At 73.8% G+C, this 20,179-nt stretch carries 19 protein-coding genes; 8 read left to right on the forward strand and 11 right to left on the reverse strand.

Going from position 1 to position 20,179, the window contains the following annotated elements:
- From C2142_RS41780 to C2142_RS33315, 5 genes are all read right to left on the reverse strand, one after another.
- On the reverse strand, positions 1-2,201 hold a 2,201-nt coding region (locus C2142_RS41780; protein ID WP_194235830.1), incomplete at its 3' end, for a BTAD domain-containing putative transcriptional regulator.
- A gap of 307 nt (positions 2,202-2,508) precedes the next feature.
- Positions 2,509-3,249 (reverse strand): Mut7-C RNAse domain-containing protein, encoded by a 741-nt coding sequence (locus C2142_RS33300; protein WP_148646517.1) that lies wholly within the window; start codon positions 3,247-3,249, stop codon positions 2,509-2,511.
- A 140-nt stretch (positions 3,250-3,389) separates the two neighbouring features.
- Positions 3,390-3,908, reverse strand: coding sequence for a histidine phosphatase family protein (locus tag C2142_RS33305; RefSeq protein ID WP_148646518.1), 519 nt, complete (start codon positions 3,906-3,908; stop codon positions 3,390-3,392).
- A 118-nt stretch (positions 3,909-4,026) separates the two neighbouring features.
- Positions 4,027-6,273: a heavy metal translocating P-type ATPase gene (locus C2142_RS33310; RefSeq protein ID WP_148646519.1), complete on the reverse strand. Its 2,247-nt coding sequence runs from the start codon at positions 6,271-6,273 to the stop codon at positions 4,027-4,029.
- A gap of 131 nt (positions 6,274-6,404) precedes the next feature.
- On the reverse strand, positions 6,405-6,680 hold the full coding sequence (locus C2142_RS33315; RefSeq protein WP_148646520.1) for a cation transporter: 276 nt from the start codon (positions 6,678-6,680) through the stop codon (positions 6,405-6,407).
- 242 nt (positions 6,681-6,922) lie between these two features.
- Here C2142_RS33315 and C2142_RS33320 point away from each other — a divergent pair, with 242 nt between their 5' ends.
- Positions 6,923-7,204, forward strand: coding sequence for a metal-sensitive transcriptional regulator (locus tag C2142_RS33320; protein WP_148646521.1), 282 nt, complete (start codon positions 6,923-6,925; stop codon positions 7,202-7,204).
- Positions 7,205-7,309: 105 nt separating this feature from the next.
- Entirely contained in the window at positions 7,310-8,284 is a 975-nt protein-coding gene (locus C2142_RS33325; RefSeq protein ID WP_148646522.1) for a hypothetical protein, read from the forward strand.
- Positions 8,285-8,402: 118 nt separating this feature from the next.
- Here the strand turns inward: C2142_RS33325 and C2142_RS33330 are convergent, their stop codons facing one another.
- Together C2142_RS33330 and C2142_RS33335 are read right to left on the reverse strand one after the other, a co-directional pair.
- A complete protein-coding gene (locus C2142_RS33330; RefSeq protein ID WP_148646523.1) occupies positions 8,403-9,395 on the reverse strand; it encodes an aminoglycoside phosphotransferase family protein in 993 nt (330 codons plus the stop codon).
- 26 nt (positions 9,396-9,421) lie between these two features.
- Positions 9,422-10,288 (reverse strand): LysR family substrate-binding domain-containing protein, encoded by an 867-nt coding sequence (locus C2142_RS33335; protein ID WP_148646524.1) that lies wholly within the window; start codon positions 10,286-10,288, stop codon positions 9,422-9,424.
- 57 nt (positions 10,289-10,345) lie between these two features.
- Here C2142_RS33335 and C2142_RS33340 point away from each other — a divergent pair, with 57 nt between their 5' ends.
- The 3 genes from C2142_RS33340 (at position 10,346) to C2142_RS33350 (ending at position 13,168) form a co-directional block, all read left to right on the forward strand.
- Positions 10,346-10,783 (forward strand): DUF5997 family protein, encoded by a 438-nt coding sequence (locus tag C2142_RS33340; protein WP_148646525.1) that lies wholly within the window; start codon positions 10,346-10,348, stop codon positions 10,781-10,783.
- A gap of 497 nt (positions 10,784-11,280) precedes the next feature.
- Positions 11,281-11,466, forward strand: coding sequence for a hypothetical protein (locus C2142_RS33345; RefSeq protein ID WP_148646526.1), 186 nt, complete (start codon positions 11,281-11,283; stop codon positions 11,464-11,466).
- Between the two features lie 655 nt (positions 11,467-12,121).
- Positions 12,122-13,168: a cytochrome P450 gene (locus C2142_RS33350; RefSeq protein ID WP_148646527.1), complete on the forward strand. Its 1,047-nt coding sequence runs from the start codon at positions 12,122-12,124 to the stop codon at positions 13,166-13,168.
- Positions 13,169-13,284: 116 nt separating this feature from the next.
- Here C2142_RS33350 and C2142_RS33355 read toward each other — a convergent pair whose 3' ends face one another.
- Both C2142_RS33355 and C2142_RS33360 read right to left on the reverse strand, forming a co-directional pair.
- Entirely contained in the window at positions 13,285-13,683 is a 399-nt protein-coding gene (locus C2142_RS33355; protein ID WP_148646528.1) for a nuclear transport factor 2 family protein, read from the reverse strand.
- 100 nt (positions 13,684-13,783) lie between these two features.
- Positions 13,784-14,338 (reverse strand): GNAT family N-acetyltransferase, encoded by a 555-nt coding sequence (locus tag C2142_RS33360; RefSeq protein WP_148646529.1) that lies wholly within the window; start codon positions 14,336-14,338, stop codon positions 13,784-13,786.
- A 162-nt stretch (positions 14,339-14,500) separates the two neighbouring features.
- Here C2142_RS33360 and C2142_RS33365 point away from each other — a divergent pair, with 162 nt between their 5' ends.
- Positions 14,501-15,250, forward strand: a complete 750-nt coding sequence (locus tag C2142_RS33365; protein WP_148646530.1) for a class I SAM-dependent methyltransferase — start codon at positions 14,501-14,503, stop codon at positions 15,248-15,250.
- Between the two features lie 28 nt (positions 15,251-15,278).
- Here C2142_RS33365 and rox read toward each other — a convergent pair whose 3' ends face one another.
- The gene (rox, locus tag C2142_RS33370; protein WP_148646531.1) at positions 15,279-16,706 is read right to left on the reverse strand and encodes a rifampin monooxygenase; all 1,428 of its coding nucleotides are present in this window, start codon (positions 16,704-16,706) and stop codon (positions 15,279-15,281) included.
- A gap of 222 nt (positions 16,707-16,928) precedes the next feature.
- The gene (locus C2142_RS33375; RefSeq protein WP_148646532.1) at positions 16,929-17,714 is read right to left on the reverse strand and encodes a phosphotransferase; all 786 of its coding nucleotides are present in this window, start codon (positions 17,712-17,714) and stop codon (positions 16,929-16,931) included.
- Positions 17,715-17,935: 221 nt separating this feature from the next.
- On the opposite strand from C2142_RS33375, the gene C2142_RS33380 reads away from it, so the two are divergent.
- Both C2142_RS33380 and C2142_RS33385 read left to right on the forward strand, forming a co-directional pair.
- On the forward strand, positions 17,936-19,225 hold the full coding sequence (locus C2142_RS33380) for an MFS transporter (protein ID WP_148646533.1): 1,290 nt from the start codon (positions 17,936-17,938) through the stop codon (positions 19,223-19,225).
- A gap of 44 nt (positions 19,226-19,269) precedes the next feature.
- Positions 19,270-20,133 carry an alpha/beta hydrolase gene (locus C2142_RS33385; RefSeq protein ID WP_148646534.1) on the forward strand — a complete coding sequence of 288 codons (864 nt, stop codon included), beginning with the start codon at positions 19,270-19,272 and terminating at the stop codon, positions 20,131-20,133.
- Positions 20,134-20,179: the final 46 nt, after the last annotated feature.

The raw sequence follows: 20,179 nt of genomic DNA on the forward strand, positions 1-20,179 counted from the left end.
CCGCCCCCCACCGCCACCCGCCCCGTCACCCGCCCCGGCTCCCGTACCCGGGCCAGCGCACGGCGGGCGCCGAGCGTCTCGAAGACCGCCGCGGCCTCCGCCCGCAGCCGTCGGTCCGCCTCCTCCACCCCGGCCCTGGTCCCCGCCCCGACGGCCACCGCCACCGCCTGGGCCTTGGCCCGCGCCGCCCAGTACGGCTGCCGCGCCCGGCCGTACAGACCGGCCGCCGCCAGGTGGTGGGCCCGGGCGCCCTCCGGGTCACCGCGGGCCGAGCCCAGCGAGGCGAGCGCCGACTGCGCCATCGCCCGCCAGGCCGAGCTGTCGAACCGGGCGGCCACCCGCTGCGCCGCCTCGGCGTGCTCGGCCGCGCCGTCCGCGTTCCCCAGCGCCGCGAACGCCTCCGCCGCCACCGGGTGGAGCAGCGCCGTACAGCTCGGGCACTCGCCGTGCCGGGCCGCGTACACCGCGGCGGACCGCGCCGCACGGACGGCCTCGCCCGGCTCGCCGCGCTCGACGGCGTCCAGCGCGGCAGTCGCGTAGAGCCGTCCGAAGGCGTGCCGGGAGAGCGGGAAGACGGCGGCCGCGGCCATGCCCTGCCGCAGGTGGCCGGCCACCTCGGCGCTGTCGCCGCGCCCGGCCGCGTGTTCGGCGAGCCGCTGCCAGGGCAGTGCGTCGGCGCGGCCGCCGATCTCCTCGTAGAGGTGGGCGCTGCGTTCGAGGCAGCCGGGCGCCTCGTCCCAGTGGCCGCGCAGCAGCAGCGACTCCCCGAGCAGACACCAGGCGAAGGCCTCCGCCCGTCGCGCACCGCGGGCGATCGCCAGGTCGAGGGTGTGCCGGGCGTACTCCTCGACGCTGTCGCTCAGGCCGTCCCCATAGAGGTGGTACTCGCCGAGGCAGCAGTGGATGTCGAAGGTCCGGGCCAGCCGCACGTCGTCGTCGGCGGTGGCTCCGAGCCGGTCGATCTCGCGCCGCAGGCCCTCCCGCCAGTCGCCCCGGGAGTGGTGGACGACGGCGAGCGTCTCGTGGACGGCGGCCAGGTCGTCGGCGGTGCCGTGTTCCCCGACGAGGGTCATTCCGGCCTCGGCCGCCTGCTGGGCCTCCGCGTAACGGCCGGACGCCCGGAGCCAGTTGGCGCGCAGGCCGAGCAGCCGGCCGGTCTCGGCCGGATCGCCGCCGGCTTCGGCGAGCGCCGTCCCGGCGGCTTCCAGGTGGGGTTCGGCACCGGCCGCCGACTCGCCGGCGAGGTGGGCGGTGGCCGCCTTGCGGTGCAGCCGCGCGGCCCGCAGGCCGGTGCCGTCGGCCGCCCGCCCGGTGAGGACGCCCGGCGAGGCGGGCAGGTCCACCACGGCCGGGGCGAGGGCGGAGCCGTACGCGGCGGCGGCGCCCACGGTGTCGCCGGCCAGCATCCGGAGGTCTCCGACGTGTTCCCAGAGTTCGCCGGTGAGTTCGGCCCGGACATCGCCGCCGGTCCTGACCTGTTCCCGGAGTCGTCGGGCGGCGGGCCCGGGGCGCTCGCGGCCCGGGGCGCGTTCCAGTGCGGCGGCCAGCCGGTCGTACTCGCGCAGCGCCTCGTGCCGTCGCCCGGCCAGCGCGTGCACCCGCATCAGCGCGAGGGAGGCGTCCTCGTGCAGCGGGTCGGCGGCCACGGCCCGGCGCAGCGCCGCCGCGGCGCCGTCCAGGTCGGCGTGTGCCTCGCGCAGGCTGCCGAGCTCGACCAGGAGTGCCAGGTACTCGGCGTGCAGGGCCTGTTCGCGCTCGGCCGCCCACTCCTCGTAGCGGTCCTCGGGCAGCAGGTCGCCGCCGTACCGGGCGACGGCCCGCTCGTACGCGTCGGGGTCCCGGCTGCGGCGGGCGTGCAGCGCGGCCTGCTCGAACTCCTGGACGTCGACCCCCAGCGGGCCGCCGTGCAGGGCGAGGCTCTCGCCCGACTCCAGGTAGCGCCGGTGGCCGGCCCGGTCCGGGTCGAGGGTGTGCCGGGCCTCGTGCAGGGCCTCGCGCAGCTGCTCGGCACCGGCCTCGGGCGGCAGTTCGGGCCAGAGCGCGGCGAGCACCTCTCCGTGGTGCAGCCGCTGGCCGGGGGCGAGCGCGAGCACCTCGACCAGGTTCCGGGACTTCCGCAGGCGCCACGCCTCGGCGGCGATCTCGCGCGGGCCCACCCGTACCCGGAAACCGCCGAGGAGACGGATACGCAGTTCGAGCATGCGCCGGACGCCTTCCGTGCGGACACTACGAACCTACGTCGGCAACGCCCCACGGGCGAGTCCGGGCGCGGCACCACCGCCGGAGCACCGCACGTCAGGCCCCCACATGTCAGGCCCCGCGCGTCACTTCCCGCACGTGACTCCCCCGCGCGCCGGCCTCGGCCGCACACCACCGGGTCACGCCATCGCGTCACGCCATCGCGTCACGCCACCGGGTCACGCCGCCGGATCACGTAACCGTGTCACGGAACCGCTTCACTCCGCCGGATCACGTAACCGCTTCACGCCGCCGCGTCACGTCACGGCGTCACGCCTCGGACAGCGCCGACGTCCCGAACTCGCGCACCGCGTCGGCCACGATGGCGTCCAGGCTGGCGTGGTGGGCGCCCCGCCAGTACGCCTGGCCGCATTCGGTGCACTGCGCGAACGCGTCGTACGAGCGCTCGGTGCCGTCCCGGAGCTGGTCCTGCACCGTCGACTTGGTGACGGAGCGCAGCACACCGTTGCAGGTGGTGCACCGGCTCCAGGGGGCGAGCGGCGGCGCGAACCGGGACAGGACGTCCCGCAGCTGTTCGGCGGGCCGGTGGCTGTAGACGTAGGCGCCGGCCCAGAGTTCGCGGCGCCGCAGCAGGCCGCGGTCGCGCGAGAGCATGACGCGCTGTTCGGCGGCCGAGCGGGCGGCGAGCGCGGCGTCGCCGATGTCCGGGTTCTCGTAGGCGGCGTCGATGCCCAGCAGCCGCAGTCGGCGCGTCAGCGTGCCGAGGTGGACGTCGAGCAGGAACCGGACGGGGGCGGCCGCGGGCTGCGGCCTGGGTACCGCCTCCACCGAGATCCGCTCGCCACCGGCGGGGGCGTACCCGACGCCCACCGGCCGACCGTCCGCGACCAGGGCGCCGACCTCGGTGAGCGGGACGCCGAGCGACTCGACCACGTGCCCGAGCGTCGAGGCACCGTCGGTTCGCAGCGCCGTGGGCGCCCCCCGCCGCGCCGAGGCGACGAAGAGGTGCAGCTCGGGGGCGAAGCTGAGCCAGATCTCCGGTCTCTCCACCCGGCCAGCATGCCAGCGGGCGGCCGCCGGCGGCCAGCGCTTTTCCCGCCGTCGGTCAGGCCGCCGGTCGGTCCGCCGGCCCCCGTCGGCACACGGGAGGCCGCCGTCCGGCGGTCCAGCGGTCCAGCGGTCCGGCGCGGTCAGGCGTGCGGCGCCCAGAAGGCGACCAGGCGGCCGGCACCGTGCTCGACGCTCTTCCAGGAGCCGGTGAAGGTGAGCACCGCGACGGCGGAGGTGGGGAAGCCGGAGCGGTTCATCCTGGCGAGCAGATCGCCGTCGGCCTCGCCGGCGAGGGCGTCGGCCAGGGCGTGGGCGCCCGGGTTGTGGCCGACGAGGACGACGTCGGCCACCTCGTCGGACACCTCGTTGAGCAGGGCGATGATTTCGCCGAGGCTCGCCTCGTAGAGCCGGTCCTCGAAGACGCTCCTGGGCCGCTGGGGCAGCTCGGGGACCATCAGCTTCCAGGTCTCCCGGGTCCGGACCGCCGTGGAGACGAGTGCGAGGTCGGGCTCGATGCCCGCACCGGCCAGCCAACGGCCGGCGACGGGTGCGTCCTTGCGGCCCTGGTCGGCCAGCGGGCGCTCGTGGTCGTCGACGTCGCTCCACTCGGCCTTGGCGTGCCGGACCACGACGATCCTACGGGTCGGTTCGGCGCTCACGACGGTCTCCTCTTCGTACGGGGATCGATACCCGGCCGACGCTACCCACCGGGTCTTCCCGTCACCGGCACGACAGCCGCCCCTCACCCGAAGAGGTGAGGGGCGGCGGGCGGCAGGATCAGCGGAAGGTGCGGAGCCGGAGGCTGTTGCCGACCACGAAGACCGAGGAGAAGGCCATCGCCGCCCCCGCGATCATCGGGTTGAGCAGCCCGGCGGCGGCCAGGGGCAGGGCGGCGACGTTGTAGCCGAAGGCCCAGAAGAGGTTGCCCTTGATGGTGGCCAGGGTCCGGCGGGAGAGCCGGATGGCGTCGGCGGCGGCCAGCAGGTCGCCCCGGACGAGGGTGAGGTCGCCGGCCTCAATGGCGGCGTCGGTGCCGGTGCCCATGGCCAGGCCCAGGTCGGCCTGGGCGAGGGCGGCCGCGTCGTTGACGCCGTCACCGACCATGGCGACGACCCGGCCCTCGGCCTGGAGGCGCTGCACGGTGGCGACCTTGTCCTGCGGCAGCACCTCGGCGATCACGTCCTCCGGCCTGATGCCGACCTCGGCCGCCACGGTCGCGGCCACGGCGGCGTTGTCGCCGGTGAGCAGCATCGGGGTCAGTCCGAGGCCGCGCAGCCGGGCGATGGCCTCGGCGCTGGTGGGCTTGACGGCGTCGGCGACCTCCAGCACGGCCCGGGCCTCGCCGTCCCAGCCGACGGCGATGGCGGTCCGTCCCGCGGCCTCGGCACGGCGCTTGGCCTCGGCCAGCGGCGCCGACAGGTACTGCGACCAGTCGGCGAGCAGCTGCTCGCGGCCGACCAGCACCGCGTGTCCGTCCACGACGCCTTGGACGCCGAGTCCGGGGACGTTCTCGAAGCCCTCCACGGCGGGCAGCTCGCCCGCCTTCCGGGCAGCGGTGGCGACGGCGCGGGCGATCGGGTGCTCGGAGGCGTGCTCCAGGGCGCCGGCCAGGCGCAGCGCCTCGGCCTCGGTGACGCCCTCGGCGGCGTGGACGGCGAGCAGGGTCATCTGGCCGGTGGTGACGGTGCCGGTCTTGTCCAGGACGATGGTGTCCACCCGGCGGGTCGACTCCAGGACCTCGGGGCCCTTGATCAGGATGCCGAGCTGGGCGCCACGCCCGGTGCCGACCAGCAGTGCGGTCGGGGTGGCCAGGCCGAGTGCGCACGGGCAGGCGATGATCAGCACGGCGACGGCGGCGGTGAAGGCGGCGGCCCAGCCCTCGCCGGTGCCGAGCCAGTAGCCGAGGGTGGCCAGGGCCAGGGTGATGACGATCGGCACGAAGACGGCGGAGATCCGGTCGGCCAGCCGCTGGGCGGCGGCCTTGCCGTTCTGGGCGTCCTCCACCAGCTTGGCCATCCGGGCCAGTTGGGTGTCGGCACCGACCCGGGTGGCGCGGACGACGAGCCGGCCGCCGGCGTTGACGGTGGCGCCGGTGACGGAGTCGCCGACGGCGACCTCGACCGGCACGGACTCGCCGGTCAGCATCGACGCGTCCACGGCGGAGGCGCCCTGCTCGATCACTCCGTCGGTGGCGATCTTCTCGCCGGGGCGGACCACGAACAGCTCGCCGACGGCGAGTTCGGCGGTCGGGATGCGGACCTCGGCGCCGCCGCGCAGCACGGTGACGTCCTTGGCGCCGAGTTCGAGCAGCGCCTTCAGCGCGGCGCCGGCGGTGCGCTTGGACCGCGCCTCGAAGTAGCGGCCGGCCAGGATGAACGCGGTGACGCCGGCCGCGGCCTCCAGGTAGATGTTGGACGAGCCGTCGCTGCGGGCGATGGTGAACTCGAAGCCGTGCCGCATCCCTGGCATTCCGGCGTTGCCGAGGAACAGGGCCCAGAGCGACCAGAGGAACGCGGCGCCGGTGCCGAGCGAGACCAGGGTGTCCATGGTCGCCGCGCCGTGCCGGGCGTTGGTCCAGGCGGCCCGGTGGAACGGCCAGGCGGCGTAGGTGACGACGGGCGCGGCCAGGGTGAGCGAGAGCCACTGCCAGTTGTCGAACTGGAGGGCCGGCACCATGGCCATCGCGATGACGGGGACGGCGAGGGCCAGCGCGGTGATCAGCCGCTGCCGCAGCGGGGCGAGTTCGTCCGCCTCGGCGGCCCCGGCCGCGGCGCCGGCGGGCTCGGTGGCGGCGGGGCGGGGCAGGACGGCGGTGTAGCCGGTGGCCTCGACGGTGGCGATCAGGTCCGCCACCTCGACGCCGTCCACCACGACGACCTTGGCCTTCTCGGTGGCGTAGTTGACGGTGGCCTCGACCCCGTCCATGCGGTTGAGCTTCTTCTCGATCCGGGCGGCGCACGAGGCGCAGGTCATGCCGCCGATCTGGAGTTCCACCTCGGTGGAGGCGAGTGCCTGGGTGGTCATCTGGGCTCCTCGTGGGTCGTGGATCAGAGTGGTTCAGGTCCGGCCCTGGCCTTCCGGGCCTGCTCCCGGCCGGGCTCCGGGATACCCCCCAGGGGTTTTCCGGACCCCGGCGGCCGGGGCGGGCGGCGGGCTCAGGCGCGGCCGGTCAGCTCGTAGCCCGCGTCGTCGATCGCGGCGCGCAGGGCCGCCTCGTCCGGCTCGGCCTCGGCCGAGACGGTGACCAGGCCGGCCTGGACGTCGACGCTCACGGCGGTGACGCCGGCCAGGGCGGAAACCGCCTTGCCGACCGCCTGCTCGCAGTGGCCGCAGGTCATCCCGGCGACCGCGTAGACGGTGGTGACGGCGGCAGCGGGCGCCTCGACCGTGGCGGTGGTGGAGCAGGTGCCGTTCTCGGAGCAGCAGGACATGGGATTCCTCCGGTGGTAGCAGTGCCGTTGCTCGATACCCAGTGGGGGTATCGGTCGGTGCGTAGTTCCTTTATACCCCTGGGGGGTATCACTGGCAACCCCCGCCGACCGGCGCGAACCTTCCGCACCAAGTACTCCCCAGGGGTACCTACGGGGAGAGTCGATCCCGCTTGACGCAATACCCCCTAGGGGTATCTACTGCAGGCATCGAAGCGCCCACCCGACAACCGGAGGAGGCCCGCATGGCCGGCTACCACGACGACAAGGACCAGGTAATGCGCAGGCTGCGCCGCATCGAGGGCCAGGTGCGCGGGCTCCAGCGGATGGTCGACGCCGACGACTACTGCATCGACGTCCTCACCCAGGTCTCGGCGACCACCAAGGCCCTCCAGTCGGTCGCCTTGCAACTGCTGGACAGTCACCTCGGCCACTGCGTCCAGGACGCCATCGCCCGGGGCGGCGGCGAGGCCGACGCCAAGGTCGCCGAGGCCTCGAACGCCATCGCCCGCCTGATGCGCGCCTGAGCACCGCCCGCCCGGCGCCGCACGCCCCCCCGGTCAATCCCGGCCAATCCCCGCCACGCCCCCGCACACGGCCGCACCCACGCCCGCTCCCGAAGGAGCTCCGCCATGAACACCGCACTGAAGATCGCCGCCTTCGCCACCGGCCTCACCACCGCGTTCGGCGCCGCGTACGGGGTCGGCCACGCCACCGGTACCGGCCCGGCACCGCGCCCGGCCGCGGCCGCCCACACCGGCCACACCGGCCACGCCGCGGAGGCCCCAGCCGGGGCCGAGGCTGCGGGCGACCACCTGCCCGGCGGTCTCCAGGTCTCCGAACGCGGCTACACGCTCAGCCTCGACAGCCCCTTCGTGACCGCCGGCGCCCCGACCGACCTGCGGTTCCGCATCCTCGGCGCGGACGGCCGCCCGGTCACCGACTACCGCCCGGAGCACGAGAAGGAGCTGCACCTGATCGTCGCCCCGCGCGACCTCGCCACCTTCCAGCACCTGCACCCGACGCGGGCCGCCGACGGCACCTGGAGCGCGGCGACCGCCCTGCCGGCCGCGGGCGAGTACCGGGTCTTCGCCGACTTCACCCCGGCCGGCGCCGCCGAGGGGCTCACCCTCGGCACCGACCTCCACGCGGCCGGCGACCTGCGCCCCGCGCCCCTGCCGGAGACCGGACGCAGCGTCGCCGTCGACGGCTACACCGTCACCCTCGGCGGCGACCTCACCCCCGGCCGGCCCGCCCGGCTCACCCTCACCGTCACCAAGGACGGCCGGCCGGTCACCGACCTCCAGCCCTACCTCGGCGCCTACGGCCACCTGGTCGCCCTGCGCGCCGGAGACCTCGCCTACCTCCACGTCCACCCGGAGAGCACGACGCCCGGGCCGGAGGTCGCCTTCACCGCGACCGCGCCCAGCCCGGGCGCCTACCGTCTCTTCCTCGACTTCAAGCACGGGGACACCGTCCGCACGGCGGCCTTCACCGTCGCCACCGGGGACGGCGCCGCCCCGGCCACCGCAGCCCCGTCGACGGCTGCGGCCCCGTCGACGACCGCAGCCCCGTCGACCGCTCCGGAGGGGGCTCACCAGCACTGAACGACCGGAGCACCTGGGCCGGAGGCGCCTCCGCCGGGACACCTCTGCCGGGGGCGCCTCCGCCGAGAAACCTCCGCCGGGACACCTCTGCCGGGTGAGCGGCTTCACCCGGAGCGGCTCACCCGAAGCGCTTCAGCAGCTCCTCGACGTACTCCTCCAGCCGCCCGGCGAGGAGCGCGGGGGTCAGGTCGGTCCGGCCGAGCTCGCGCCAGCTCACCCCCACCTTCTCCGCGTCGGGGGCGAAGGCGAGGGCGTCGAGCAGGCGCCAGTACAGGTGGTCGGCCGGCTCCACCGCGAGGTCCCCGCCGGCCTCCAGGTAACGGCCGGCGAACGCCATCCCGGCCGGCACGCCGTACAGCAGGGCCAACGCGGTGGAGCAGTGCGCGACGTCCAGGTCGGCGGGGCCCCAGGAGGTCTCCACCCAGTCCACCACACCGGTGATCCGCAGCTCGCCCGTACTCCCGCCGCCGCTGAACAGCACGTTGCCCGGGTGGTAGTCCCGGTGCAGGAAGCGGCCCGGGAACGACGGCGGCGGGCGGCGGATCACCTCCACCGCCCGCTCCCACACCTCCGGACGCGCGCTCCCCGCCGGGCGCCGCACGCCCTCCGGGGTCACCCACGCCTGGTAGTCCCGCGGCCGCGCGTGCTCCGGCACGTCGACGCGGTGGATCCGGGCCAGTTGCCCGGCGAGCAGCCGGCAGCGCTGGTCCAGCTCCTCCTCGTCCACCCGGACGGTGCCCGGCAGCAGCGTCATCAGCAGCGACGGGTACGCGCAGAACTCCCCCGTCGCATCCACCCCGCGCAGCGTGGCCACCGGCACGCCGCCGCCGTCCGCGCCGAGCAGGGTGAGGATGTCGGCCTCCCTGGTGAGCAGGCCTTCGGCATGCCGGAGGTAGAACGGCGCGACGAACGAGCGGAGCACCAACTCCTCTGCGCCCTCCGGGCCTTCGACGCGCAGTCGGCGCATCTCCGAGGTGAACCCGCCCCGCAGCCGACTGCCCCCGGTCACCCTGCTGCCGTCGGCCAACCGCCCCTCGACCCATGCCCACGTCCGGTCCCGGTCCCGGTCCCGGTTCCGCTGCGCATCGTCGTGCGCCACTAATTCGCTCATGGCCGTCGAGCCTAGGCGAGGCCCGACTACCTCCCCGGACGGCCCCGGCGGGCTCCGCCGGACTTTCCGCCCGCCGCCTTGCCGGTACCCGGCCTGCCCCCGCCGGACTTCCCGCCCGACGCCTTGCCGCCGGCCGTCCTGCCTCCCGACGCCTTGCCTCCCGACGTCTTGCCACCGGCCGTCCTGCCGCCGCCCGACTTCCCGGCGGCCGGCTTGCCCGCACCGGTGCCGCGCGGCCGGGCGCCCGGCGTCGCGGGCTTCTCCTCGGGCTGGGCGGCGCCCGCGCGGCCGCGGGAGCTGTTGACCGTCCGGCCGCGGACGATGCCGATGAACTCCTCCACCAGGTCGGTCGTCCGCTCCTCCAGCCAGGAGAGCGCCACCTGGGACTGCGGCGCGTCCGGAACGGGCCGGTAGGTGAGGTCCCGGCGGTGGTGCAGCCGGGCGAGCGACTGCGGCACGAGCAGGACGCCGACGTTCGCCGCGACCAGCTCGATCGCGTCCGCCGTGGTCGCCGGACGCTCGAATGCGGGCCGCCCGGGAAGGTCCTGCCAGCCGAGGGAGTCGTCCATGGAATGGAAGACGACCTCGTCGGCCAGGTCCGCCACCGGCACCTCCTCGGCCGCCGCCAGCCAGTGGTCCTTCGGGAAGACGACCACGGTGGTCTCGGTGTAGAGGGGGATCGCGCTGAGGCTGCCGCGGTCGACCGGCAGCCGGACGAGCCCGGCGTCCGCACCGCCGCCCAGCAGCGTGGGCTCGCCGTCCTCCACCGGCACGGCGAGCAAGGTGAGCGGGACGTCCGGCAGCCGCTGCTCCCAGACGCGCACCCACTTACCGGGCGTCACGCCGGGAACGTACACCAGCCGGAACGAGGGGTTCGCCTGCATCTCTGTCACGCAGCAAGGCTACCGACCGTGATCGGGGCCGCCACTCACTCGCTTACCCTAGTGACCATGACATCGCTCAAGCCGAAGACCACCCAGACCATGAAGCCGGCCACGGCGGCCAAGAAACTGGGCATCTACCTCGACGCCGCCCCTGCCGACTTCCAGGAGGGCGTGGTCTCCCGCGAGGAGCTGAACGCCCTGCAGGCCGAGCCGCCGCAGTGGCTCCAGGATCTGCGCCGCAACGGCCCGCACCCGCGCCCGGTCGTCGCGGCCAGGCTCGGCGTCTCCGTCTCCGGCCTGGCCCGCGGCGGGGTCGCCGAGGCCCTCACCACGGAGCAGATCGACGCCCTGAAGGAGTCCAACCCGGACTGGCTGGCGCGCGAGCGCACCATCCAGGCCGAGGTCCGCCGGGAGGCCGTGCGGGTCAAGGAGAAGCACGAGAAGGAGCAGCAGAAGCAGGCGGCCCCCCAGGCCACGCCGGCCAAGTCGGCCAAGAAGCGCTGACGCACACCGGTCGGCCGGCTCCGGCGGGCACCGGACCGCCGGGCCGGGGCTGACCGGGACGACGGGCGGGCCGGTGCCCCGGGGCGTCCGGCGCCGACGCCCGGGCAGCGGCCCACACGTCCGCAGGGGGATCCGCATGACGAACGACCGCGTCGGCCTGGCCGCCCTCACGGAGTTGCTGCGCGCAGCGCACGCCGAGCACCGCCACCGGCTGGGGCTCTGGGACTGCGACCTTCCCGCCCGCGCCGAGCGCAGCCGTATCCCCGCCGGGACACCCGTCGCCGTGGCGGACCTGCTGGCCGCCTCCGACGGCCTACCTGAACCACTCCACCCGGTTCTTCCCCGCGGACGAGCTCGACGGGCAGCAGTTCTCCGAAGGCCTGGTCGGCGCCGAGCTGCCCGGCGGTGCACCACTCGATGACGCCTCGCGCTTCCACTTCTTCGGCCGGGCCCGCGGGAACCCGCTGCTGGTCGACCGCGACGGGAGCGTCTGGCGGGTGCCCGACGACGGCTTCGTCTGGTACACCGGCTGCCGGCTGGAACGGCTCACGGACGACGTCGGGACCTTCTTCACCGACTGGGTGGCCGCCCCCGGCTTCCGCGACCTGGCCGGGCTCGGGCCCGAGGACCTCGCGACCAGCCACTGGTACCGGCTGCTCCGGCTGACCGCCCTGGCCTCGTGACGCCCCGCCCCGGCCGGCCATCCCGTCCCGGCACCGGCCGGCGAACGCCCCTGCCCGCCCCCGTCCGGCCCTGACATGTCGCATGCCCGAAAGGGCAGACCGAACGTTCCGTCGGCCCGTGCCGCGTCTCCCGGAATCCCGTCAGGACGTCCCGCCGCCGGGCCGCGGACGCGTGCCGTTCATGCGGCCGCCACCCGGGGCGAGGCGCTGACCAGCGCCGTCGCGCACCCCGCGGCCCCTTACAACCGCCCCGATGGGCACGATGCGCCCAGGGCCGTTCATTTCGCACCCCAGGCGGTCGAATCGGGCGCGGGGAAACGCGAAACCCGCCGGCACCGCCGACCGGCGTGTGAACTGCGTCACTTGACGCTTATTTCGTGCTGGGCTTCACTTTTTCCGGCGACGAGAAGCGGAACGCAGAATTCTGCGGACTTACCCACCGCCCCCCGTCGGCCTTTGCATGATTCGTCCGGTTCACTCTCAGACGGAGGTACTGTCATGAAGCTCGTGCATTTCGTGAAGAAGGTCATGCCGGAGAAGAGCCTGAAGGCCTACGCCTGGTACGGCTGGATCTAATCGGGCAGTTCGCTGCCAGGCCCGTGCCCGGTGGAATCGGTCCACCCGGGCACGGGCCGCTCACCCTTGGAGTTCACCGATGTCTCTGTCCAGGACCGGCGGGAACACCCGGGCCACCGTCTTCGCGCCGCGGATCGACGCGCTTCTTCGCACGTACCGCGGGTCTGACCTCTTCCGCCTGGAGGACGACACCATCGGGGTCGCGGGCGTCGACCTGATGGACAGCCTGCTCCTCAGCAGGCCCGCCAACGACGAGGAGCGGCCGACCTTCAAACCCGTCCAGGGGAGGTCCGTCCCCCGGACCGACGCGTCCGCGCTCATGCAGGCCGTCTCGGCCGACGTCCGGGCCGCGCTGAAAAAGCCCCTGGGCGATTCGGTCGACCTCACCGGGAAATGGCCGCACGTCGCCCACGTCTATCTCAGGGATCTCGTCTTCGGCCGCGAGAGTTTCCGGTTCCGCGTCCTCGTGGACCGCCGGCTGGAACTCACCCCGAAATTGACCTGGATGGCCGTGGCGGCCGGCACGGCCATGCTCGGAAAGCCGGGGACGGAAATTCCGCTGTCCAATCTGGCGGCCCGCGTGCTGAATGCGGAAACCTATGACGACCGCCGGTACGCGATGTACCTGTACCGGCGGGTGGCCGCGCCGGTCTGCTTCACCGTGTCCGCGCTCGTCACCAATGCGCTCTGGCTGGGCTCGCCCTTCGACGAGGGCGTGCCGAACCGGGACATCCTGCTGGAGGCGCTGCGGCTGCTGCCCCCGTCCTGGAACATCCTGCGGATGGCCTCCCCGGAGTACCTCGCCGTGGACGACCGGATCGGCCCGAAGGACGACATCCTGATGCTCCCGCTGCTGACCCACCGGGATCCGCGGCTCTGGGACGACCCGGACACGTTCCGCCCCGAACGGTGGGCCGGCCTCGACCCCGACGACCAGCCCGGCTACCTCCCCTTCGGCCACGCCAGCGAGCGCTGCTGGGGGCGGCACATGGTCATGCCGCTGGCCGAGCGGCTCCTCGACATCGTGCGCCGCGACGGACTCGTGGTGAGCCCGCAGCAGACCGTCGGGAAGGTCGAGCTCGACGGCCTGCTGGAGGTCGCCGGGGTGCGGATGGTCCGGCGTTGACCGGGGGCGGCGCCACCGGCTGACGAGCCGGTGGCGGAGGCGCCGCCGACGCAGGGGCTCCCCGGCCGTGGTTCCGGCCCGGGGAGCCCAACGGCGTCCACTGAGATGACGGTCCGTCAGATGTGGTCGGACCAGGAGAAGGAGACGATCCGCCAGCCCTCGGGGGTACGGACGAACTGAAAGGCCTTGGTCCCGCCACCCTCGTACGGCTCGCCGTTCATGATCCCGGACTTGCCGTACTCGCCGAAGCGCGTCGCGAGGTCGCCGACGATCTCGGTGCGCTCGGCCGTCTCCCACTCGGAGAACTCGACCAGCCGGCCATCGCTCAGCAGCTGCTCGCGGGGCTCGATGAACTCGTCCACGGTGTAGACGGTCAGGCTCGGGCCGGTGTTGACGATCACTCCCCCCGGCACGATCAGCCGGCGGAGCCGGGCGACGTCGGCGGGCTTGCCACCCCGGTTGTCGAAGGCGCCGAAGAACTCGGCGGTCAGCGCGTCAATCTCGACCTTGGACATGAGCGGAACAGTAACACTGCAATGTCACCGAGGCCCAGGTCCGCCAGGTCTCGATCCGTCCGTCAGGCCTCGATCCACACGTCAGATCTCGGCCCCTCCGTCAGACCTCGATCCAGTAGCGCCGCACCGCACCGAACCTCGTCTCCCGGACGCCCTCGAACACGCCGCCGTGACGCGTGATCGTCCTCGCCGAGGCGGTGTTCCCGACCGCGCAGGTGAGCAGCACCCGGTCCAGGCCCAGCCCCCGCGCCTCCTCCAGCATCCGGCCCAGCGCCCAGGTCGCCAGTCCGCGCCGACGCGCGGACGGCCGGATGCCGTAGCCGATGTGGCCGAACTCCGGTACCCGATCGCCGTTTCCGTGCCGCAGCGCGATCCCGCCGAGGACCTCGTCACCCTCGACGATCCAACGGTAGGTGCACCGCGCCCGGTCCAACGCCTCCCGGACCGCCGGGTCACCTCCCGCCAGGACACCCTCCGCCGGGTCGCCCGACGCGTCCGCCAACCGCGCCACCCAGACGGCGAACCCCTCGGACGATGCGGTCTCGTCGGACGGCAACAGCCCGAACCCGTCCTCGTGGTGGCCGGGCCCCCACTCCTCGTGCGCCCGGGTCCAGGCGGCGTGGAGGCGGACGGTGGGCGCTATCAGTTCGGGCATACGGCGACGATACCCACCGGCACCGGCGCGATCCACGGCCCGCCCGGCCGCGGGCCGTTGACGCCCCGGACCGCCCCGGACCGCCCCCCGATCACCCCCGGATCATCCCCGGGGCCGCAAAAGCGTTGGACAACTCGCCTGCCGTTGCACACCGTTGAGGGAATGGAACAGGATCAGGTCTGGGACGACCACGCCGCACGGAACTACGACACGCCGGGCACGGGCATGTTCGCCCCCGAGGTCCTGGAGCCGGCCGTGGACCGCCTCGCCGAACTCGCCTACGGCGGACGGGCGCTGGAGTTCGCCATCGGCACCGGCCGGGTGGCCGTCCCGCTCGCCGGGCGCGGTGTGCCCGTGACCGGCATCGAGCTCTCGCTCCCGATGATCGGCCGGCTCCGCACGAAGGCGGACGAGGCGGAAATCCCGGTGGTCGTCGGCGACATGGCGACGGCACGGGCCCCGGGGGCGTACACGCTCGTCTACCTCGTCTACAACACGATCTCCAACCTGCTCACCCAGTCCGAACAGGTCGCGTGCTTCCGCAACGCCGCCCGCCACCTCGCGCCCGGCGGCAGGTTCGTGATCGAGCTCTGGGTACCCGAGCTGCGCAGGCTCCCACCGGGCCAACCGGCGACGGTCTTCCACTCCGAGCCCGGGTACATCGGCCTCGACACGTACGACGTCCTGCAACAGCACGTCGTGTCCCACCACTTCAGGTTCGACGGCAGCCGGCAGGCCGAACTCTTCCGCAGCCCGCACCGCTACGTCTGGCCGGCCGAACTCGACCTCATGGCCCAACTCGCCGGCTTCGCACTGGAGAGCAGGCACGCGGACTGGGAGGGCTCCGACTTCACCGCCGACTCGCGCTCCCACGTCTCGGTGTACCGCCTCCCGGCGGCCCCGGAGCGGTAGGACTCCGGGGCCCTGCACGGCCGCACGCTCAGCCGGCGGCGGCGCCGAACCACGTCGGCAGCGCGCCGAGCAGCTCCTGCTGGTCCTCGCCGACCCACGCCACGTGGCCGTCCGGCCGCAGCAGCACCGCGGGCGCGTCCAGCTCGTCGCTGACGTCGACCACGTGGTCGACCCGGTCCTCCCAGCCGGCCACCGAGAGCCGGCCGGTCTGGTCGAGCAGCAGACCGCGGCCGCCGTGCATCAGCCCGTAGAGGCGGCCCCGCTTCAGCCCGATGTCCCGCATCCGCCGGCCGAGCAGCTCGTGCCCCTCGCCGAAGTCGTAGCGGAGCCCGATCGCGATGAGCTTCCCGATCAGGTACCGGTTCACCTCCTCGAAGTCCATCAGCTCCGACAGCAGCCGGCGCACGGCCTGGGGGCCGGGTTCGACGGACATCAGCTGAATCTGTGCGCGGGTGTTGTCCAGGACGGCCGCGGCCACCGGGTGCCGCTCGGTGTGGTAGCTGTCCAGCAGCCCCTCCGGTGCCCAGCCGTTCACCTCGGCGGCCAGCTTCCAGCCGAGGTTGAACGCGTCCTGGATGCCGAGGTTGAGGCCCTGCCCGCCGGTCGGCGGGTGGATGTGCGCGGCGTCGCCGGCCAGCAGCACCCGGCCCACACGGTAGCGCTCGGCCAGCCGGGTGGCGTCACCGAAGCGGGAGAGCCGACGCGGCGAGTGCACGCCGAAGTCGGTGCCGGCGTACGCCCGCAGCTGCTCCTTGAACTCGTCGAGGGTCGTCTCGGCCGCGCGGTCCTCGACCACCCCCTCGGCGGGCACGATCACGCGGTAGAACCCGTCCCCGAGAGGCATGAAGCCGAAGCGGGTCTGGGTCTTGCGGACCTCGGCCGACACCGCGGCCAGGGTCTCCGGGTCCGCCGTGACCTGCATCTCCCCCAGCAGCGTCTCGACCCTGCTGGGCTCGCCCGGGAAGTCCACGCCGAGCAGCTTGCGCACCGTGCTGCGGCCGCCGTCGCAGCCGACCAGGTAGCGCGAACGCAGCCGCGTGCCGTCGGCGAGCTCGGCGGTCACCCCGTCCTCGTCCTGGCTCAGCCCGACCAGCTCGCAGCCGCGCCGGATCTCGGCGCCGAGCCCGACGGCGTGCTCGGTCAGCAGGCGCTCGGTGACGGGCTGCGGAATACCGAGGACGTACGAGTGGGCGGTGTCCAGCCCCTCGGGCCACGAGGTGCCGAGCCCGGCAAAGAAACCGCCGACCCTGTGCTGCCGGCCCAGCGCGAGGAACTGCTCCAGCAGGCCGCGCTGGTCCAGCACCTCGACGCTGCGCGCGTGCAGGCCCAGCGCCCGGACGAATTCGAAGGGTTCCGCCAACCTGTCGAGCACGGCCGTACGCACCCCGGCCAACTGCAGCTCGGCGGCCAGCATCATCCCGGTCGGTCCACCGCCGACGACGATCACGTCGAACATCAAAAGCCCCCATTGATTTCCGCAGGCCCCGGATTTCCGCAGGTCCTGGCAACGGTCGGCAATTCTGCGCCACGAAGGGGGCCTTGCCGCAAGGCCCCCCGTACGCTATAAGTTGAGAGTGGCGGAGAGTGGGTGTACCTCCCGTCCCGATCCCGGAATTCCTCCCGTCCCGGAATTCCTCCCGTCCCGGAATTCCTCCCGTCCCGGAATTCCTCCCGCCCTTCAGTGTCCGCCGTTAACGGGCCCGGCGGGCGCCGCGAAGGTGCCTTCGATCCAGTCCGCATCGGTCAGGTAGCGGCGGTCGTGACCCTCCGCGACGTGCCGCGCGAACGCGGGGTGACCGGCCTCCGCCTGCTCGTGCATCCACGCCACCAGCGCCCGCAGGCGCTCGGCCGCGACCCGGGGCAGCTCGGCCCGCTCCGCGCCGGACAGCCCGTAGCCGTCCGCGAACAGGGCCAGACGGCGCAGGGCCTCCGGCACCTCCAGCGTGAGCTCCACCTCGTCCGGAGCGTAGAGCGGCACGAAGCGGTACGCCGTGTAGGCCGCGTCCCAGAGCCGCGGAGCCGGATGTGCGGTGTCGAAGTCGATGAAGGCGACCGGGAGTTCGTCGCGGAACACCGTGTTGTAGGTGGCCGCGTCGCCGTGGCAGATCACCTCCGCCGGCTCGCGCGCCGGGAAGTACCACACATCGCCCGGCTCGCGCGCGAAGCCCGCAGTGGCGTCGTGGAGCCGGCGCAGCAGCCGGGCCACCGCCACCAGCGAGGCGTCGCTGCGTACTTGGGGGGCGCCGAAGTCGTGCCCGACCTCGCCGGGCAGGTACCCGACGATCTCCTCCGCACCGTCCGCGGCCAGCCCGTACGGCCTCGGCGCGCCCGTGAACCCCGTGTCGGCCAGATGCGCGAGCAGCCGCTGCACCGTCCCGCTCCATGGCCCGGCCGGGCGGCGCACCCGATCCCCTTCCCGGACCACGTGGTTGACTCCCCCGGCGAGCACTTCGCGATCTTCCATCGGGGCAGGATAACGGCCCCGCCGCGCCCGCCGCGCACGGGAAGTCGGACCGTTCAACCTCCTATTGCGTGGCGGGCACTTCCCGCCTTCGGCATGGTTCCTTTTTTTCTGACCTGTCGCCAGTTCATCCCGCCGGCAGTGGTGTTCAGAACGGTGGGGCTCGCAGCGGCGGCCGGGACCGTGCCGAAGCTGCCGGTGGGGGCGCTGTTAACCTGTTCAGCATGATCGCGAAGAGCGCCGGGCTGCGGATACCCGGCTTAGCGGGCCCCAGCGGCCCCCAGCGTGCCCTCATCCTCGCGAGCTTCGTCAACCGGGTGGGCAACGGGCTGTTCAACACCGCTTCGGTGCTCTACTTCACGCTGGTGGTGCACCTGCCCGCCGCGCGGGTCGGGGTCGGCCTCACGGTCGCCGGCCTGGTCGGGCTGCTGGCCGGGATCCCGGCCGGGAACCTGGCCGACCGGTACGGGCCGCGCACGGTCTGGCTGACGGCCTTCGCGACGCAGGCCGCGGCGATGGCCGCCTTCGTCTTCATCGACGACTGGATCACGTTCACGCTCATCGCCACCCTGGACCGGCTGGCGGCGACGGCGGGCGGCGCCGCAGGCGGTGCGCTCATCGCCCGTGCCGGCGGGGAACGCCCGGCCGCCTTCATGGCGAAGCTCCGCACGTTCGTCAACCTCGGCGTGGTCCTGGGCACCGCCGGCGCCGCCTTCGCCGTCGCGGTCGACACCCGCGCGGCGTACACCGTGCTCATCCTCGCCAACGCCGCCAGCTTCGCCTGCGCGGGCCTGATCGCCCTGGGCGGCGTCCCGAACTACCGGCCCCTGCCCCGGCCGGAGGAGCACCGCCGCTGGGCCGTCCTGTCCGACCGGCCGTACGTGTCCTTCGTCGCGCTCTACGGCGCGATGGGCCTGCAGTACCAGACCGTCTCCCTGCTCCTGCCGATCTGGCTGTCCGCCCACACCGACGCGCCCCGCTGGACCGTGGCGGCGGTCTCCGCGGTCAACAGCGGGGTCTGCGTGCTGCTCCAGAGCAGGATCGGCTCCCGGGTGGAGACACCGCGCCAGGGCGGCCGGGCGTTCCGCCTCGCGGGGCTGCTCTTCCTGGTCAGCTGCCCCTTGATGGCCCTGACCGCGGACGTTCCGGCCTGGGTCGCGCCGGGGCTCGCCGTCCTCGCCGTCTGCGTGCACAGTCTCGGCGAGGTGTGGGAGTCCTCGGGCGGCTACGCGCTCGGCTTCGGTCTCGCCCCCGACCACGCCCAGGGGCAGTACCAGGGCTTCTTCGGCGTCGGCTTCAACGCCGGCCAGGCCCTGGCCCCGGTGGTCCTCACGACGGCGGTCCTCGGGCTCGGACACGCGGGCTGGCTGCTGCTCGGCGCGTTCTTCGCGGCCGTGGGCGCGGCGGGCCCGCCGGTGACCGCATGGGCGGAGCGCACCCGGCGCCCGGGCGGCGACACGGCGGGCACAGCAGACAGCCGACCCGACGAGGCCCCGCTTCCCGAGACCGCGTAGTCCTCCGTGGGCCGCCGGCTCCACGCCGCAGAAAGTGAGTGCAGATGCAACCGACGTTCGTACTGGTCCACGGAGCCTTCGCGAACTCCTTCTCCTTCGCGCCGCTCCAGGCCGAACTCGGCCTCCTCGGCCACCGCTCGGTCGCCGTCGACCTGCCGGGGCACGGGTTCGCCGCGACGTACCCCCGGGCCTACCAGGCGCCGCAGGACCTCGGCGGGCTCGCCACCGAGCCCGGGGCCATCAAGGGCGTGACGCTCGCCGACAACGCCGCGCACCTCATCGGGATACTGGAGCGGGCCAAGCGGAACGGGCCGGTCGTCCTCGTCTCGCACAGCCGCGGCGGCATCACGGCCACGGTCGCGGCCAACCGGCGGCCCGACCTGATCGACCACATCGTCTACGTCTCCTCCTGGTGCCCCGTCACCCTCGACGTCGGCGCCTACTACGCCGAGCCCGAGATGGCCACGGTCGACGCCGCGGGGCTGGCCTCGGCGATGGTCGCGAACCCCGCCGAGCTCGGGCTGCTGCGCTCCAACTTCCGCACCGCCGACCCCGGCGTCCTCGCGGCCTTCAAGGCGGCCTTCCTCGCCGACGGGACGGACGAGGAGTTGTTGGTCTTCCTCAACACCCTCCAGCCCGACGAGAACCTCGACGCCGGCACCTCCGACGACCGGGCGCAGGCCGACACCTGGGGGCGGATCCCCAGGTCGTACGTCCGGCTGACCGAGGACACCAGCGTGCCGCTCACCATGCAGGACCGGATGATCCGCGAGGGCGACGCGCTGACGCCGAAGAACCCGTACGACGTCCGCACGCTCACCAGCAGCCACCTGAAGTGGCTGGTCGACCCGGCACCGGCGGCCCGGGTCCTGGGTGAGATCGCCGCGCTCCTGCCCGCCGGATCGTGACCGGAGCCGGATGAGGCCCGAGGGCCGGCCGTCCGCCGCGTGAACT

This window comes from Streptomyces sp. CB01881 (genome assembly GCF_002953255.1).
Lineage (GTDB): Bacteria > Actinomycetota > Actinomycetes > Streptomycetales > Streptomycetaceae > Kitasatospora.

Excerpts from the sequence above, each read along its gene's own strand:
- C2142_RS33315 (WP_148646520.1), bottom strand. The coding sequence starts at position 6,680 with ATGTCCTGCTGCTCCGAGAACGGCACCTGCTCCACCACCGCCACGGTC.
- C2142_RS33310 (WP_148646519.1), bottom strand. The coding sequence starts at position 6,273 with ATGACCACCCAGGCACTCGCCTCCACCGAGGTGGAACTCCAGATCGGC.
- C2142_RS33325 (WP_148646522.1), top strand. The coding sequence starts at position 7,310 with ATGAACACCGCACTGAAGATCGCCGCCTTCGCCACCGGCCTCACCACC.
- C2142_RS33340 (WP_148646525.1), top strand. The coding sequence starts at position 10,346 with ATGACATCGCTCAAGCCGAAGACCACCCAGACCATGAAGCCGGCCACG.
- C2142_RS33320 (WP_148646521.1), top strand. The coding sequence starts at position 6,923 with ATGGCCGGCTACCACGACGACAAGGACCAGGTAATGCGCAGGCTGCGC.
- C2142_RS33385 (WP_148646534.1), top strand. The coding sequence starts at position 19,270 with ATGCAACCGACGTTCGTACTGGTCCACGGAGCCTTCGCGAACTCCTTC.
- C2142_RS33365 (WP_148646530.1), top strand. The coding sequence starts at position 14,501 with ATGGAACAGGATCAGGTCTGGGACGACCACGCCGCACGGAACTACGAC.
- C2142_RS33375 (WP_148646532.1), bottom strand. The coding sequence starts at position 17,714 with ATGGAAGATCGCGAAGTGCTCGCCGGGGGAGTCAACCACGTGGTCCGG.
- C2142_RS33355 (WP_148646528.1), bottom strand. The coding sequence starts at position 13,683 with ATGTCCAAGGTCGAGATTGACGCGCTGACCGCCGAGTTCTTCGGCGCC.
- C2142_RS33350 (WP_148646527.1), top strand. The coding sequence starts at position 12,122 with ATGTCTCTGTCCAGGACCGGCGGGAACACCCGGGCCACCGTCTTCGCG.
- C2142_RS33330 (WP_148646523.1), bottom strand. The coding sequence starts at position 9,395 with ATGAGCGAATTAGTGGCGCACGACGATGCGCAGCGGAACCGGGACCGG.
- rox (WP_148646531.1), bottom strand. The coding sequence starts at position 16,706 with ATGTTCGACGTGATCGTCGTCGGCGGTGGACCGACCGGGATGATGCTG.
- C2142_RS33380 (WP_148646533.1), top strand. The coding sequence starts at position 17,936 with ATGATCGCGAAGAGCGCCGGGCTGCGGATACCCGGCTTAGCGGGCCCC.
- C2142_RS33360 (WP_148646529.1), bottom strand. The coding sequence starts at position 14,338 with ATGCCCGAACTGATAGCGCCCACCGTCCGCCTCCACGCCGCCTGGACC.